Origin of the sequence: Bradyrhizobium sp. sBnM-33, from assembly GCF_032917945.1 — a bacterium.
In the GTDB taxonomy this organism is placed as follows: Bacteria; Pseudomonadota; Alphaproteobacteria; order Rhizobiales; family Xanthobacteraceae; genus Bradyrhizobium.
In genome coordinates, this window is record NZ_CP136624.1 from 189973 (window position 1) to 204588 (window position 14616).

Below are 14616 nucleotides of genomic sequence, written 5' to 3' on the forward strand. Positions count from 1 at the left end.
CTCTCCGGCCGCGAGACGCGAACGAGAATCAGCCGCCGAGCTGACCCTTGGTGGAAGGCACTTCGCCCGCCGCGCGCGGATCGATCGCAACAGCGGCACGGAGCGCCCTCGCCAGACCCTTGAAACAGGATTCGGCGATATGATGGCTGTTCTCGCCATATAGGGTCTCGACGTGCAAAGTCACGCCGGCGTTGATGGTGAAGGCGTTGAACCATTCGCGCACCAGCTCGGTGTCGAACTGACCGACCTTGTCGCGCGGAAAATCGACCTTGAACACCAGCACCGGCCGGCCCGAAATATCGATCACGACGCGCGACAGCGTCTCATCCATCGGCATGTGGATCGAGGCATAGCGGGTGATGCCGGCCATCGTGCCGAGCGCCTGCTTGACGGCTTGGCCCAGCGCGATGCCGACGTCCTCGGTGGTGTGGTGGTGGTCGACATGGAGGTCGCCATCCGCCTTCACCGTGATATCGATGCGGGAATGCCGGGCCAGGAGATCGAGCATATGATCGAAAAAGCCGATGCCGGTCGAAACCTCGGACACGCCCGTGCCGTCGAGGTTTACCGCGACCTCGATGTCGGTTTCCTTGGTCTTGCGCTTGATGGACGCTGTGCGCATGAAAACTGCTTCCCTTGGGCCGCTTGGGGCCGAAAACGCGGCTCTTTTAACAGGCGGATATCACCTTCGCTACTGCGGGATGACGTTTGAAGGGCTGAACTTCGGCCCATGGTGACCGGATTCGGGGTGAAACGGCGCGATTGTAACCCCTCCCCTCAACCCCTAAATCTGACGGGAACGAGGACAATTCATGCAAGCATCTGAAAACAACCTGCCGATCTGGCACGGCACCACGATTTTGACGGTCCGCAAGGGCGGCAAGGTGGTAATCGGCGGCGACGGCCAGGTCTCGATCGGCCAGACCGTCATCAAGGCCAACGCCAAAAAGGTCCGGAAAATCGGCAAGGGCGACGTGATCGGCGGCTTCGCCGGTGCCACCGCCGACGCCTTTACCCTGTTCGAGCGGCTGGAGGGCAAGCTTGAGCAATACCCCGGGCAATTGACCCGCGCGGCGGTCGAACTGGCCAAGGACTGGCGAACCGACCGCTATCTGCGCCGGCTGGAAGCGATGATGATCGTCGCCGACAAGGACGTCTCGCTGGTGCTGACTGGCACCGGCGACGTGCTGGAGCCGGAAGCGGGTGTGATGGCGATCGGCTCCGGCGGCAACTATGCCCTGGCGGCCGCCCGCGCGCTTGTCGACACCGAAAAGGACGCCGAAACCATCGTGCGCCGCGCGCTCGATATCGCCGCCGACATCTGCGTCTACACCAACCGGAACGTCACGATCGAAACGCTCTGAGGGGAGCCGCCGGTCCATGGCGCCGGAATATGTCTTCCGCCCGATGATTGTGGCCGACCTGCCGTTGATCCGGCAGTGGCTCGCGCGGCCGCATGTGCGCGAATGGTGGGGCGATCCCTCTGAACAATATGAACTGGTCAGCGGCGATCTCGATGAACCGGCGATGGATCAGTTCATCGTCTCGGCGGGAAGTAACGATTTCGGCTACCTGCAGTGCTATGAGCTGACGGCGTGGAATTCGGGCTTTGGCGAACATCCGCGCGGCACCCGCGGCATCGACCTTTTCATCGGCGAGCCGGGCATGATCGGGCGTGGCCATGGTTCGGCGTTCATCCGGGCCTTCGTCGAGGACCGGTTGAGGCGCGGCGCGCCACGCATCGTCACTGATCCCGATCCGGACAACGCCCGGGCTGTACGTGCCTATGCGAAGGCGGGCTTTGAAAAAGCTGGTATGGTCGATACTCCTGATGGTCCCGCCTTATTGATGGTCCGCAACGTATGACCTCCACCAGCAGTCTCGACAACGCTCCGGTCATCCGTGTGCTTTCGCCGTGGCATTGGACGTTGATCGCAGCCGGCATCCTCGCAGCGCAAGCTGCCATCCTGTACGGGATGGGGCGCCTGCCGATCTGTGCCTGCGGTTACGTCAAGCTCTGGCATGGCGTCGTGCTGAGTTCGGAGAACTCCCAGCACATCGCCGACTGGTATTCGCTATCGCATATCCTGCACGGCTTCCTGTTCTACGGCGCGGCCGTCGTCGCGTTCCCGCGCTTGGCCTGGCAGGGCCGCCTGATGCTCGCCATCTTGGTCGAAGGCGGCTGGGAACTGGTCGAGAATTCCGACTGGATCATCAACCGCTACCGCGCCGGGACGATCTCGCTGGATTACTTTGGCGATACCATCATCAATTCGATTTCCGATATGCTCTTCATGATCGGTGGCTTTCTGCTGGCGAGGAAACTTCCCGTGGCAGTCACCGTCGCTCTTGCGATGTTGTTCGAGCTGGTGATGACGCTCCATATTCGCGACAATCTGACGCTCAACATTATCATGCTGATTCACCCCTTCGAGACGATCAAGCTGTGGCAGGGTGGCCCGCCGATCATTTAGCAGCCTCGCGTACCCGCTTGCTCTCGCAACATTGGACACCTACCTAGGGACCTATGACCGACTTTTCTCCCCGTGAAATCGTCTCCGAACTCGACCGCTTCATCGTCGGCCAAGCCGACGCCAAGCGCGCGGTATCGATTGCGCTGCGCAATCGCTGGCGACGGCTGAAGCTCACCGGCAACTTGCGCGAAGAAGTGCTGCCGAAAAACATCCTGATGATCGGGCCGACCGGCGTCGGCAAGACCGAGATTGCGCGACGGCTGGCGAAATTGGCCGGCGCGCCTTTCATCAAAGTCGAAGCTACGAAATTCACCGAAGTCGGTTATGTCGGCCGCGACGTCGAGCAGATCATCCGCGACCTCGTCGAGGTCGCAATCGTGCAGGTGCGCGAGCGCAAGCGCAAGGATGTGCAGGCCCGCGCGCAACTGGCCGCCGAGGAACGCGTGCTGGACGCGCTGGTCGGACCGGCCTCCAGCCCGGCAACCCGCGATTCCTTCCGCAAGAAACTGCGCGCCGGCGAGCTCAATGACAAGGAAATCGAGATCGAGACTCAATCCTCGGGCGGCATGCCGATGTTTGAGATTCCGGGGATGCCGGGCGCGCAGATGGGCGCGATCTCGATCGGCGACATTTTTGGCAAACTTGGTGGGCGAACCAAGACCCGCCGGCTGACGGTTGAAGGCTCGCACGAGATTCTCGTCAACGAAGAGTCCGACAAGCTGCTCGATAATGATCAGCTCGTGCTGGAAGCGATCGCGGCGGTCGAGAACAACGGCATCGTGTTCCTCGACGAGATCGACAAGATCTGCGTGCGCGAAAACCGTCTTGGCGGCGACGTCTCGCGCGAAGGCGTGCAGCGTGACCTGCTGCCGCTGATCGAAGGAACGACCGTCACGACCAAGCACGGCGCGGTCAAGACCGACCACATCCTGTTCATCGCCTCGGGCGCGTTTCATATCGCCAAGCCCTCGGATCTGTTGCCGGAATTGCAGGGCCGCCTGCCGATCCGCGTCGAACTGGAAGCACTGACCCGCGACGACATGCGCCGCATCCTGACCGAGCCGGAAGCGTCGCTGATCAAGCAATATGTCGCACTGATGCAGACAGAGGGCGTGACGCTCGATATCACCGATGGCGCGATCGATGCGCTGGCAGATATCGCCGTCGCCGTCAATTCGACGGTCGAAAACATCGGCGCGCGGCGGCTGCAGACAGTGATGGAACGCGTGCTCGACGAGATTTCATTCGCCGCGCCGGACCGCCATGGCGAGACCATCAAGGTCGATGCCGACTATGTGCAGAAGCATATCGGCGACCTCGCCAAGAACTCGGATCTGAGCCGGTTTATTTTGTAGCCGGCAACGTCCGCCGTTCGGGGCAAGCTTTCGCTGCAAAACGCTCAAGCGAGATTAGAAACGCGCCCGTCGCACCCGCACATACAGGGCACCCTCGCCACCATGGCCGATATGAGCTTCCTCGAAACCGACCACCAGCGCGCGGAATTCCGGTAGTCCAAGCCATTGCGGCACCTGACGGCGCAGCACACCGCGCTCGGAGTCAGCACCCACCTTGCCCTTGCCGGTGATGACGAGCACGAAGCTCAGCCCGTCATGATGGGCGCGCTGCAGGAAGCCGAACAGCGCGCGATGCGCGCGTGTCTGCGTCATGCCGTGCAGGTCGAGCCTTGCATCGATCTCCTTGCGACCACGCGACAGATGCGACCGCTCGCGACGGCCGATCGGCGCCAGCGGCGGGGGTTCTGGCTTTGAAGGCGCAACCATTCGCGACGGCGCCACATGCCTCGGTGAAGCGGCGGGTTTCTGAGCGATTTTGTGCTCGGCTTCCGCTGGAGCAGCCGACGGCTTCGAGACGCGGTGCCGCTTGCGCAACGGCTTGACCTGCTTGGCGACGCTCTCCCACAGCGCGCGCTCCTCTTCACTCAGGCCGCGCTTGCGGCGCGGCGGCTCCGGCAGGTCGGGAATCAAACTCGGCGACCGGCGTTTCATCGATGATGGCGATATCGGCGCAGATGACGCGGCTGTGGCTTTGCCGAAACCGCTTCAACGTTCGGCCGCGGTTCTGGAAGCGGTACTGGCTCTGCTACGGCAGCCTGGACGGCTGGGGCTGGCGAGGGCCCGGCTGCAGACGATGTCGTCGCCTGCATCGCGGGCCTGGCGTTGGTCGCCGCCGTAACATCGGACGGCTTTCCGGCATTCTTCGGATCCTTGGACGCATCCTTCAACGGATCGGTTTGCGGGAACAGTTTTGCGATCATCGCCGACGGCCGCTCGTCCGGCACCGGCATCTTGCGGCCACGCGCCACCGGATCAAGGCTCTTCGGCACCAGGATCACGAAGCGGGCATTGTGGCGGAGGCGGCCGGACACCTTGCCGGCGTCGAGGCCGGCGCCGAAGTAGAGATCGGCACGCGCGGGGCCGACGATGGCGGAGCCGGTGTCCTGCGCAATCATCAGGCGGCGAAACGATGTCTTCGATCGCTCTGATTCGATCGGCAGTTCGCCCTCGATGAAAAAAGGCGTGCCATAGACATGCAGTGACTTGTCGACCGCGATTGACCGGCCCGGCGTCAACGGCACGCCCTGGGCGCCGACCGCCTCGTCCTTATCGGAAAGCTGCACCTCGCGGAAGAAGACGTAGGACTTGTTCTGCCGCCGCAGCTCGTCGGCCTCGTTGGGATTCTGCTCCATCCAGTCCCGGATCTTCTGCATCGACATCTGATCCTTGGGGATGATGTTGCGCTCAATCAGGATGCGGCCGACCGGCGTATAGGGGAAGCCGTTGTGCGCATCGTAATTGATGCGAAGGGTGGAGCCGTCGTCGAGGCTGACCCGCGCCGAGCCCTGGATCTGCGAGAACAGCAGGTCGGTCTGGTCCTTCAGCCAGCAGATTTCGAGGCCGCGGCCGGCAATCGCGCCATCCTCGATTTCGGCGCGATCGTAGTAAGGCACCAGCTTGCGGCGGCCGATCTTGCGAAACACCTGGCCCTTGTTCGGCAGGCCGGCCGAGCTCTGTGTGGTGCCACGGACGAACAGGTTCGACGGCCGGCGATAGACCGGCACTTTGTAGACCTCGTTCTCGGTCCGTGAGCCGTCGACGATTGGTTCGTAATAGCCGGTAACAAAGCCCTCGCCTTCGCCAAGCCGCGAAATGCGCAAGGGAAGAAAGTGCGCCTCGAAGAAGGCCCTCGCCTTCACGCCATCGGATAGTTCGAGGCCTCTGGCGATGCGGCAAGGATCGCGGAGCGACGTGCCGAGTGCCTTTGGATCGGCCGGCGGCTTTTGCTGCGCCGCTATCGGCTTGCAACTCGTGCGAAATGCCTTGTAGGCGGCGAGATGATCGTCCTCGCTCCAACCCGCGATCTCGGTCCAGGCGACGGGCGCATACTGGCCCCCGTTTATCTGAAACGGCAGTTCGAGCTGTGGATATGGCAGGTGACGGACGGGCGGCAGATGGGAAGGCTTTTGCGAAGGTGAATGGCGCACTGCTGCGGCATCCGATGGTGCGATCGAGCACGCCAAAGCGAGCACGCCCAGCGCAAGCCCCGTAAGGCTCCGCGTCTTAGCCCGCGCTTCCAGTGCCAACCAGCTTCCAGTTCGGATCGCGAGAACTCGTATCGCGGGCGAAAGTCCAGACATCGGTGATATCGGCGACCTTATCGGGGTTGCCATCGACAATGGCGCCGGTCTTGTCGCGTGTGACCGAAATCATCTGCGACACGAAGCGAACCGTCAGTTGCGCCGCGCGGTCGCGGGCTTCCGCACTCACCAGCTCGGCCTTGTCGATCGAAACAAACCGCGTTTCGGTTTTCTGCTCGTGCTTCTCGCGATCCTTTATCACGGCCTCGAAGCTCTCATAGACTTCGCTCGACAAGAGATCCTTCAGCGCTCGGCGGTCGCCATTGGCGAAGGCCAGCACGATCATCTCGTAGGCGCTGCGAGCGCCGGAGAGAAAGTGTCGGGGATCGAATGAGGAGTCCTGGGCGGTAATGGCGTCAAGGCCTGCGGCGAGCGGCGTGCCCGGCTCGGCAATGCCTTTCCAGCGATCGGCCGGCGCAATATCGGCATTCGGCGCCAGCGGCGCCTGATCAATGACGGTACCCGGCATGGGAACGACGTTGTTGTCCTGCGTACGCTGGACGACGTTGGGAGCGGCGCGATCATAGGGCGGCCGTTCGCTCCCGGTGCGCTGTCCGAGGACGCTGCGCAGGCGCAGGAAGATGAAGACCGCCAGCGCCAGGAAGATGATGGTGTAAATATCCACGTCGTATTCGCTTTCTGGTTCCAACGCCGGCAACGGGCCCGGCGGTCGAGCGTTCCCTGGTGAGAAGCTCTCTTATGAGATTTCCCTGAGAACGGCAGAGATTACATCACCGATCGAGACTGCAGCATGTAGGCATGAAACTGCGCCCGGCCAATGGCGCGTTTTGGCGCGGGCTAATTGTAGCGCGTTTTGGTGGCGAGGGGAAACCCGATCGTGGCCGGAAATCACGCGCATTCAATTATTTAGGGCACATTTCGCGCGGCTGGCGGGGCGGTATTAGGCATATCCGCCACAATTGGCGGCCGCGCAGGTCTGCCGCCGAGCCGTCGTCCTTGTGGAATGAGCCGGGGCTATGATAGCCACTCGCCCGGAAAACGCATTCTCAGACGAACCCGGGCCGCGCTCGCGAGCGCTTCAGGAGAGATTTCATGACCAACGGCAACGGCGCGCCTCCCGAACAGGCCCCTCCCCAGCTCAACGTGCTGGCCCAGTACACCAAGGACCTGTCGTTCGAGAATCCGAACGCGCCCTCCTCGCTGCAGCCGCAACAGCAGCAGCCGGCAATCAACATTCAGATTAATGTTTCGGCGAATAATCTCGCGCAAAACGAGTTCGAAGTGACGCTTTCGATCGAGGGCAAGGCTGAAAATGCCGGCAAGGTGATGTTCAGCTTCGAACTCGCCTATGCGGGCGTGTTCCGCATCGTCAACGTGCCGCAGGAACAGCTTCATCCGCTGGTCATGATCGAATGCCCACGGCTGTTGTTCCCGTTCGCGCGCGAGATCATCGCAACCGCGGTGCGCGACGGTGGCTTCCCGCCCTTGATGCTCGATCCCGTCGATTTCGTCGGCCTGTACCGCCAGAATATGGAGCGGCAGGCTGCGGCGCAGGCCGCTGCCGGCGCGAAGCCGAGCTAAAACAAGCGGCGGCTCGTCCGCCGCTAGACCGCTGCCGGTAGAAAATCGTTCCAGATCGGCTTGTCGCCCAATGTAGCGATAAAGGCGCGATGGGCCTCGCGCTCTTCGTCGGTGATTCGCGGCGCCAGCGGTATTTCGCGCTGCCGGCGTGGCGTATCGCCGATTCCGCTGGTTACCGTGATGCGGGTTTCCGACGCCAGAATCAGTTGCGACTGCCGCGCGCCGATCAGGTCGATATAGACCTCGGCCAAGAGTTCGGCGTCGAGCAGCGCGCCGTGCTTGGTGCGGCGGGAATTGTCGATCGCATAGCGCGAGCAGAGATCGTCCAGCCGGTTCGACACGCCGGGATGCTTGCGGCGCGCCAATAGCAGCGTGTCCACCAACCGATCGCGCAAGATCGGCTGCCGCTTGATGCGGTCAAGCTCGGCATTGATGAAGCTGATGTCGAACGAGGCGTTGTGGATCACCAGCGGCGCGTCGCCGATGAACTCCAGGAACTCCTCGACCACTTCGGTGAACAGCGGCTTGCTCGCAAGGAACTCGGTCGACAGGCCGTGCACAGCAAAGGCTTCGGCCGGCATGTCGCGCTCGGGATTGATGTAGCGGTGAAACGTCTGTCCCGTCGGCATGCGGTTGAAAATCTCGATGCAGCCGATTTCGACCAGCCGATCGCCGCGCAGCGGATCGAGGCCTGTGGTTTCGGTATCGAGAACGATTTCGCGCATGGATGTGAGAGACCGAAAGCTTCGGCGAATCAGGTTCGCCGTTGCGGCATCTTAACCACCTCGGCCAGAATGTCGCGGATCCGTGCGCGCACCGGGTCCAGCCCATGCGATGTATCCACCACGAAATCCGCGCGCTTGCGCTTTTCGGCATCGGGCAACTGCCGCGCCAGAATGGCGTCGAGCGCCTGCGATGTCATGGTGCCGCGCGCCAAAATTCGCTCGCGTTGGGTTGTCGGATCGGTCGTGACCACGACCACCGCATCGACGCGTTTCTCGCCGCCGGTTTCGAACAACAGCGGGATGTCCATCACGACAACCGGCGCGCCGGACCGCTCGGCCTCATCGAGGAATTTCTGGCGGGACGCGCCGAGCATTGGGTGAACGATCTGCTCGAGCCGCTTGATGGCAGCAGGGTCATGCACCACCTTGGCGGACAATTTGGCGCGATCGACCTTGCCCTCCACCGTCGTGCCGGGAAACGCGGCTTCGATCGCGGGCGCCGCCTCGCCTTCATAAATTTTGTGAACGGCTGCGTCGGCGTCGTAAACCGGCACGCCCGCCTCGGTGAACAGTTTTGCGGTGGTGGATTTCCCCATCCCGATCGAGCCGGTGAGTCCCAGAATCCGCATCAGGTCGCCGTTACCAAAGTAATGATTCTACACATTGAGCAAACCCTCGCCGCGCAGGAACGCCAGTAGCGGCAACAGCGGCAGGCCGAGAATGGTGAAATGGTCCCCTTCGATCCGTTCGAATAGATGCACCCCTAGCCCTTCAAGCTGATAAGCGCCTACGCTGGTGGTGACCGCCTGCCCGGCCTGATCCAGATAGGCTTCGATCTCGCTCTCGCCCAAGCGCCGCATCGTCATTCTGGCAATGCTCACGTCGGAAAACACTAGCTTGCCGTCACGGGCAACCGCAACGGCGGAGTGCAGCTCGTGCGTCTGGCCGGCAAGCAGCCGCAATTGATCTGCGGCCTGTGCGCGGCCAGCCGGCTTGCTGAACAGCCGGTTTCCCAAAGCCAGCGTCTGATCGGCTCCGACGACGTAACGTCCCGGATTTTTCGACGATACGAACCACGCCTTCTCGCGCGCCAAGAGGCCCGCGATTTCACCGGGTGCGGAAAGGCCTGAGTTCTTCTGCACGGATCGTTCGTCGATATCGGCAGGAACAGCGTCGAACGAAATGCCGGCATTGGCAAGCAGCATCTGCCGCGCGCGGCTTTGCGAGGCGAGAATCAGCGGATATTGTCCACGCCATATGGTCATCTCGGCTGCGTCACTCGGCAAGCCGCTGCCGCTGGCGATCGGTGAACAATTTTAGCACCGCCGCGGCGGTTTCCTCGATCGAACGCCGTGTCACGTCGAGCTGCGCCCAACTGAATCTGGCGCTCAGCTTTCGCGCATAGGCTACTTCATCGGCCACCGCCTGACGATCGATGTAATCATCGTTGGGGGTATCGGCGCCCATGCTCAGCAAGCGATTTTGCCGGACCTGGATCAACCGTTCCGGCGTCGCATGAAGGCTGACGACCAACGGCTTTTTCAGTGTCTCCAGTTGGTGCGGCAGCGGAATGCCCGGGACCAGCGGCACGTTCGCGGTACGGACGCCGCGGTTGGCGAGATAGATCGACGTCGGCGTCTTCGAGGTGCGTGATACGCCGACGAGTACGACATCCGCCTCTTCCAGGCCTTCGACGTGCTGCCCGTCGTCATGCATCATAGTGTAGTTCAGGGCATCGATGCGCTTGAAATATTCCGCGTTCAGAACGTGCTGGGCGCCTACCCTGCCCGTCGTCGCCGCGCCCAGATAGGCCTCAAACAACTGCATCACCGGCCCAATGATGGAGAGGCTCGGTATGTTGATGTTTCTGCACTTGGCTTCCAGCCGGGCGACCAGATCCTTTTCCAGCAATGTGAAAAGCACGATGCCCGGTGCTTCCTCGATCTCGTCGAGTACGCGGTCGAGCTGCTTCTGGCTGCGCACCAGCGGATAGACATGTTCGACCGCCGTCACGTTGGCGTACTGCGCGGCGACCGCGCGCGCCACCGTGATCAGCGTCTCGCCAGTCGAGTCCGAGACCAGATGAAGATGAAAATAGTTGCCGGTAGTGGGCACCAGAACCCCTGTGTATTCCTGTGAATCCTGTGGAGCATAACCGAGATGGCGAGCCCTGGATCGTCGCCTTCGGGAAAACCCTTGGTTTCTTCACAGGGCCTCACGCGAGGACAAGTCCACCGCCTCGCGACCATGATAGTGAGAAGATGTGGATTTGTCTCTTGATAAGCTGACCACAAAACATCGCAAGCGACTGATGCACGTGGTGTTATCAGGACGATCCGGTATTTGGCCCGAATTGGTGATGGATGTGAACAAGCCTCGCAAAGTGGCTGGACGGTTTTGTATGAGTCCTAATCACCGTCACTTAGACTCAAACCTAAGATTCTAAAATTATTAGTTTAGGGAAGCGGTGCTTTGCGGATATGTCTTGCGTCCCATGCTGGCGGAGTTTCTTCGCAACGCTGGAGAAGATCGAAACGTTCCGGGGATCAGGGCGGCTCCAATGTACGAGTGGATCACGATCACGGCCTATCCGTGGATCAAGGCGCTGCATGTGATCGCCGTCATCTCGTGGATGGCCGGCATGCTCTATCTGCCGCGGCTGTTCGTCTATCATTGCGAAGCCGAGGTCGGATCGAAGCAGTCCGAAACCTTCAAAGCGATGGAATGGCGCCTGCTGAAGGTGATCATCAACCCCGCGATGATCATCGCTTGGCTAGCCGGGCTCTATATGGCCTGGAGCGGACATTGGTACACGTCCGGCTGGTTTCACGCCAAGCTGACGCTGGTGGTCATCCTGTCGGGTCTCCACGGCTTTTTTTCCCGCTGGGTTAGGGATTTCGCCGCCGACCGGAATACCAGAAGTCAGAAATTCTATCGTATTATCAATGAGGTACCAACCGCCCTGATGATTTTTATTGTCATCCTGGTGATCGTGAAGCCGTTCTAGGGCGCCTTTTCATGCGTCGGTAGGTTTCTCACCTGCTTGCGAAGCGGCAGCCGATTTTCTATATTGTCGAAATCCCACCCCACGCAGGCGGATGTGGCTGCGTTCCGGCTCCTTCAACGGACCGGCCGCCGCATCAGGTTTGAAGCCTCACCGGCGCTTTCCTTGCTTAGACCTGCGGACCTTCCATTTTTCGTGTCCGGCTTTTCCCAAAGCCAGCTTCGCACCCTTCTTAAAATACACTCCACAGGACCACCCCAATGCGGGAAATGAAACTCCAAGACCTCAAATCGAAAACGCCGGCCGAGCTCGTTACGTTCGCCGAAGAGAGCGGGGTCGAGAACGCCAGCACCATGCGCAAGCAGGAGCTGATGTTCGCCATTCTCAAGCAGCTCGCGATTCAGGAAATCGACATTATCGGCGAAGGCGTCGTCGAGGTTCTCTCCGACGGCTTCGGCTTCCTGCGCTCGCCCGACGCTAACTACCTGCCCGGCCCCGACGATATCTACGTCTCGCCCTCGCAGATCCGCCGCTTCGGCCTTCGCACCGGTGACACCATCGAAGGCCATATTCGCAGCCCGAAAGAAGGCGAACGCTATTTCGCGCTGTTGAAAGTCAACACGCTCAATTTCGAAGATCCGGAAAAGTCCAAGCACAAGGTCAATTTCGACAATTTGACGCCGCTGTTTCCGGATCAGCGCTTCCGTCTCGAGCTCGAAGACCCGACGCGAAAAGACCTTTCCGCAAGGGTGATCGATATCGTCGCCCCGATCGGCAAGGGCCAGCGCGCCCTGATCGTGGCGCCGCCGCGCACCGGCAAAACCGTGCTGATGCAGAACATCGCGCACTCCATCACCGCCAATCATCCAGAGTGCTATCTGATCGTGCTTCTGATCGACGAGCGTCCGGAAGAAGTCACGGACATGCAGCGCTCGGTGAAGGGCGAGGTAGTGTCGTCGACGTTCGACGAGCCGGCGGTGCGCCACGTCCAGGTCGCCGAGATGGTGATCGAGAAAGCCAAGCGCCTGGTCGAGCACGGCCGCGACGTCGTGATCCTTCTCGACTCGATCACGCGTCTGGGCCGCGCCTACAACACCGTGGTGCCGTCATCCGGCAAGGTGCTGACCGGCGGTGTCGATGCCAACGCATTGCAGCGGCCGAAGCGATTCTTCGGCGCAGCGCGCAACATCGAGGAGGGCGGTTCGCTCACGATCATTGCGACCGCACTGGTCGACACCGGCAGCCGCATGGACGAAGTCATCTTCGAAGAATTCAAGGGCACCGGTAACTCCGAACTGATTCTCGACCGCAAGGTCTCGGACAAGCGGACCTTCCCGGCGATCGACATCTCGCGCTCCGGCACCCGCAAGGAAGAGCTGATCACCGATCCGCAGCTCCTGAAGAAGATGTACGTGCTGCGCCGGATCCTCAATCCGATGGGCACCATGGACGCGATCGACTTCCTGCTCGACAAGCTTCGCAACACCAAGAACAACGCCGAGTTCTTTGACTCCATGAATACCTGAGCCATCAATCAGGCCAAGGGAAGGGCGCCTCGCACCGTGGGGCGCCCTTTTTTGTTGCGGTCGTTGCTGCGGTGCGAATGCAGCATGGGAAATCGGTCTTAGCGGTTGGTTAACCATTTAAAGCATTGAATTTTATATAGTTTATATAGGTCCGGCGCTTGGGTGAGGGCGCCTCGCCAGATGTTGCAGCATTCCTGCCGCATCCGTTCGCAGCAGGCGAGCGGTATGGCTCGCGCGCTCAAGCCCCAAATTGAATGGCGTTGCCTTTTCAAAGCCACCCGCACAAATAGGCCATGCATCCGCGGGATCAGACCATTTTTGCACTGTCGTCGGGCCGGCCACCGAGCGCGATTGCCTTGGTACGCGTTTCGGGTCCGCAGGCCGGGAAGGTCGTGACGGCACTGGTCGGCAAATTGCCGGCGCCGCGAATGGCCACGCGAGCGCTCCTCCATGATGTCAGCCAGCGGCCGATCGACGATGCGGTGGTGTTGTGGTTTCCGGGTCCCGCCAGTGCGACCGGAGAAGACGTCGCGGAATTTCACGTCCATGGCGGGCGCGCGGTGCTGGCTGCTTTGTTTGCGGCGCTGTCCGCATTCGAAAACGTTCGACCGGCCGAGCCCGGCGAATTTACCCGGCGTGCTTTCGAGAACGGCAAGCTCGATCTGACTGAGGCGGAAGGCCTAGACGATCTCATCCATGCCGATACCGATCGGCAGCGGCGCCAGGCGCTGCGCCAATTGAAGGGATTGCTCGGCGACAGAGCACGCGACTGGCGCGCACGGATCATCGAAGCGTCTGCGTTGATCGAGGCCGGGATCGATTTCTCGGACGAGGGCGACATACCGGCAGAATTGATCGCGCCGGCGTTGGCGAAGGTCGAAGCGCTGTTGGCCGAGATCGAGGAAGTCTTGGCGGGGCAGGGGCGGAGTGAGCGGCTTCGCGATGGGCTCGTCGTGGCAATCGCCGGACCGCCGAATGTCGGCAAGTCGACGCTGATGAATCAGCTCGCGCGCCGGGAGGTCGCGATCGTCTCGCCGCACGCCGGCACCACGCGCGATATCATTGAGGTGCAGCTCGATCTCGATGGCTATCCGGTAACCGTGATCGATACCGCCGGGATTCGAGAGACGGACGATCCGGTCGAGCAGGAGGGGGTTCGTCGCGCCCGGGCCCGCGCTGCGGATGCGGATCTTGTGCTGTGGCTTGCCGACTCGCCGAGGGCAGCGATCGACCACGATTGGGATGCGCCAGTTTGGCGCGTGCGAAACAAAGTCGATCTCGAAGATGCGACTCGGCCATTGGCCGAGGCCGAGAAACCAGGCCAACGAAGTTTCCAGATTTCGGCGAGCCGGGGCGACGGGCTGCCGGAGTTGATTGGCGCTCTGATCGGTTTCGCCCAAAGTTACTTTGGCAGCAGCGAGGCGGGCCTGATCGGACGGACGCGGCAGCGGAAGTTATTGGAAGATGCCGTAGTGGCGTTGCGTCGTTCCTTGGCGGTAGTTGGGCAGGGTGAGGAACTGGCGGCTGAAGAATTGCGCATTGCAGCCCATTCGTTGGGACGGCTGTTGGGGCGTGTGGATGTCGAAGACATTCTCGACGTCATTTTTCGAGAGTTCTGTGTAGGCAAGTAACCCATCTCTGCCCCTTTGTTTCACGTGAAACGGTTCCCCGGTTCCGGTATGTTTCACGT

At 61.3% G+C, this 14616-nt stretch carries 16 protein-coding genes; 8 read left to right on the forward strand and 8 right to left on the reverse strand.

Annotation, left to right across the window (positions count from 1 at the left end; genetic code table 11):
* Nucleotides 1–28: 28 nt before the first annotated feature.
* Nucleotides 29–622 (reverse strand): imidazoleglycerol-phosphate dehydratase HisB, encoded by a 594-nt coding sequence (gene hisB / locus RX328_RS00905; protein ID WP_213252582.1) that lies wholly within the window; start codon nt 620–622, stop codon nt 29–31.
* A 190-nt stretch (nt 623–812) separates the two neighbouring features.
* Between hisB and hslV the strand changes: the two genes are divergently transcribed.
* Genes hslV through hslU form a run of 4 tightly spaced genes read left to right on the forward strand, consistent with a single transcriptional unit; the run spans nt 813 to nt 3829 of the window.
* Nucleotides 813–1364, forward strand: coding sequence for an ATP-dependent protease subunit HslV (hslV, locus tag RX328_RS00910; protein ID WP_213252583.1), 552 nt, complete (start codon nt 813–815; stop codon nt 1362–1364).
* Nucleotides 1365–1380: 16 nt separating this feature from the next.
* Nucleotides 1381–1866, forward strand: a complete 486-nt coding sequence (locus RX328_RS00915; RefSeq protein WP_213252584.1) for a GNAT family N-acetyltransferase — start codon at nt 1381–1383, stop codon at nt 1864–1866.
* Nucleotides 1863–2474 carry a DUF2585 domain-containing protein gene (locus tag RX328_RS00920; protein ID WP_213252586.1) on the forward strand — a complete coding sequence of 204 codons (612 nt, stop codon included), beginning with the start codon at nt 1863–1865 and terminating at the stop codon, nt 2472–2474. Before RX328_RS00915 ends, RX328_RS00920 begins: the two co-directional genes overlap by 4 nt.
* Nucleotides 2475–2527: 53 nt before the next feature.
* Nucleotides 2528–3829 carry an ATP-dependent protease ATPase subunit HslU gene (gene hslU, locus RX328_RS00925; protein ID WP_213252587.1) on the forward strand — a complete coding sequence of 434 codons (1302 nt, stop codon included), beginning with the start codon at nt 2528–2530 and terminating at the stop codon, nt 3827–3829.
* 54 nt (nt 3830–3883) lie between these two features.
* Here the strand turns inward: hslU and RX328_RS00930 are convergent, their stop codons facing one another.
* The 3 genes from RX328_RS00930 to RX328_RS00940 are packed head-to-tail and all read right to left on the reverse strand — an operon-like array spanning nt 3884 to nt 6754.
* Nucleotides 3884–4480, reverse strand: coding sequence for a Smr/MutS family protein (locus RX328_RS00930; RefSeq protein ID WP_213252589.1), 597 nt, complete (start codon nt 4478–4480; stop codon nt 3884–3886).
* The gene (locus RX328_RS00935) at nt 4477–6075 is read right to left on the reverse strand and encodes a murein transglycosylase A (RefSeq protein WP_249726565.1); all 1599 of its coding nucleotides are present in this window, start codon (nt 6073–6075) and stop codon (nt 4477–4479) included. The genes RX328_RS00930 and RX328_RS00935 overlap by 4 nt, the downstream gene beginning before the upstream one ends.
* The gene (locus RX328_RS00940; RefSeq protein WP_213252591.1) at nt 6053–6754 is read right to left on the reverse strand and encodes a Tim44/TimA family putative adaptor protein; all 702 of its coding nucleotides are present in this window, start codon (nt 6752–6754) and stop codon (nt 6053–6055) included. The genes RX328_RS00935 and RX328_RS00940 overlap by 23 nt, the downstream gene beginning before the upstream one ends.
* A 428-nt stretch (nt 6755–7182) precedes the next feature.
* Between RX328_RS00940 and secB the strand changes: the two genes are divergently transcribed.
* Entirely contained in the window at nt 7183–7671 is a 489-nt protein-coding gene (gene secB, locus RX328_RS00945; RefSeq protein ID WP_213252593.1) for a protein-export chaperone SecB, read from the forward strand.
* 23 nt (nt 7672–7694) lie between these two features.
* On the opposite strand, the gene dnaQ is transcribed toward secB, so the two are convergent.
* Genes dnaQ through RX328_RS00965 form a run of 4 tightly spaced genes read right to left on the reverse strand, consistent with a single transcriptional unit; the run spans nt 7695 to nt 10511 of the window.
* The gene (gene dnaQ / locus RX328_RS00950) at nt 7695–8396 is read right to left on the reverse strand and encodes a DNA polymerase III subunit epsilon (protein ID WP_213252594.1); all 702 of its coding nucleotides are present in this window, start codon (nt 8394–8396) and stop codon (nt 7695–7697) included.
* 29 nt (nt 8397–8425) lie between these two features.
* The gene (gene coaE / locus RX328_RS00955; protein ID WP_213252595.1) at nt 8426–9025 is read right to left on the reverse strand and encodes a dephospho-CoA kinase; all 600 of its coding nucleotides are present in this window, start codon (nt 9023–9025) and stop codon (nt 8426–8428) included.
* Between the two features lie 27 nt (nt 9026–9052).
* Nucleotides 9053–9661: a Maf family protein gene (locus RX328_RS00960; RefSeq protein WP_213252596.1), complete on the reverse strand. Its 609-nt coding sequence runs from the start codon at nt 9659–9661 to the stop codon at nt 9053–9055.
* Nucleotides 9662–9671: 10 nt separating this feature from the next.
* A complete protein-coding gene (locus RX328_RS00965) occupies nt 9672–10511 on the reverse strand; it encodes a pyruvate, water dikinase regulatory protein (RefSeq protein WP_213252597.1) in 840 nt (279 codons plus the stop codon).
* A gap of 445 nt (nt 10512–10956) precedes the next feature.
* Between RX328_RS00965 and hemJ the strand changes: the two genes are divergently transcribed.
* The 3 genes from hemJ (at nt 10957) to mnmE (ending at nt 14557) form a co-directional block, all read left to right on the forward strand.
* Nucleotides 10957–11403 carry a protoporphyrinogen oxidase HemJ gene (gene hemJ / locus RX328_RS00970; protein WP_213252598.1) on the forward strand — a complete coding sequence of 149 codons (447 nt, stop codon included), beginning with the start codon at nt 10957–10959 and terminating at the stop codon, nt 11401–11403.
* Between the two features lie 257 nt (nt 11404–11660).
* The gene (rho, locus tag RX328_RS00975; RefSeq protein ID WP_028348326.1) at nt 11661–12926 is read left to right on the forward strand and encodes a transcription termination factor Rho; all 1266 of its coding nucleotides are present in this window, start codon (nt 11661–11663) and stop codon (nt 12924–12926) included.
* Nucleotides 12927–13219: 293 nt separating this feature from the next.
* Nucleotides 13220–14557 carry a tRNA uridine-5-carboxymethylaminomethyl(34) synthesis GTPase MnmE gene (gene mnmE / locus RX328_RS00980; protein WP_213252599.1) on the forward strand — a complete coding sequence of 446 codons (1338 nt, stop codon included), beginning with the start codon at nt 13220–13222 and terminating at the stop codon, nt 14555–14557.
* Nucleotides 14558–14616: the final 59 nt, after the last annotated feature.

Excerpts from the sequence above, each read along its gene's own strand:
- hisB (WP_213252582.1), bottom strand. The coding sequence starts at position 622 with ATGCGCACAGCGTCCATCAAGCGCAAGACCAAGGAAACCGACATCGAG.
- hemJ (WP_213252598.1), top strand. The coding sequence starts at position 10,957 with ATGTACGAGTGGATCACGATCACGGCCTATCCGTGGATCAAGGCGCTG.
- dnaQ (WP_213252594.1), bottom strand. The coding sequence starts at position 8,396 with ATGCGCGAAATCGTTCTCGATACCGAAACCACAGGCCTCGATCCGCTG.
- hslU (WP_213252587.1), top strand. The coding sequence starts at position 2,528 with ATGACCGACTTTTCTCCCCGTGAAATCGTCTCCGAACTCGACCGCTTC.
- rho (WP_028348326.1), top strand. The coding sequence starts at position 11,661 with ATGCGGGAAATGAAACTCCAAGACCTCAAATCGAAAACGCCGGCCGAG.
- secB (WP_213252593.1), top strand. The coding sequence starts at position 7,183 with ATGACCAACGGCAACGGCGCGCCTCCCGAACAGGCCCCTCCCCAGCTC.
- mnmE (WP_213252599.1), top strand. The coding sequence starts at position 13,220 with ATGCATCCGCGGGATCAGACCATTTTTGCACTGTCGTCGGGCCGGCCA.
- RX328_RS00920 (WP_213252586.1), top strand. The coding sequence starts at position 1,863 with ATGACCTCCACCAGCAGTCTCGACAACGCTCCGGTCATCCGTGTGCTT.
- RX328_RS00960 (WP_213252596.1), bottom strand. The coding sequence starts at position 9,661 with ATGACCATATGGCGTGGACAATATCCGCTGATTCTCGCCTCGCAAAGC.
- RX328_RS00930 (WP_213252589.1), bottom strand. The coding sequence starts at position 4,480 with ATGAAACGCCGGTCGCCGAGTTTGATTCCCGACCTGCCGGAGCCGCCG.
- coaE (WP_213252595.1), bottom strand. The coding sequence starts at position 9,025 with ATGCGGATTCTGGGACTCACCGGCTCGATCGGGATGGGGAAATCCACC.
- RX328_RS00915 (WP_213252584.1), top strand. The coding sequence starts at position 1,381 with ATGGCGCCGGAATATGTCTTCCGCCCGATGATTGTGGCCGACCTGCCG.
- hslV (WP_213252583.1), top strand. The coding sequence starts at position 813 with ATGCAAGCATCTGAAAACAACCTGCCGATCTGGCACGGCACCACGATT.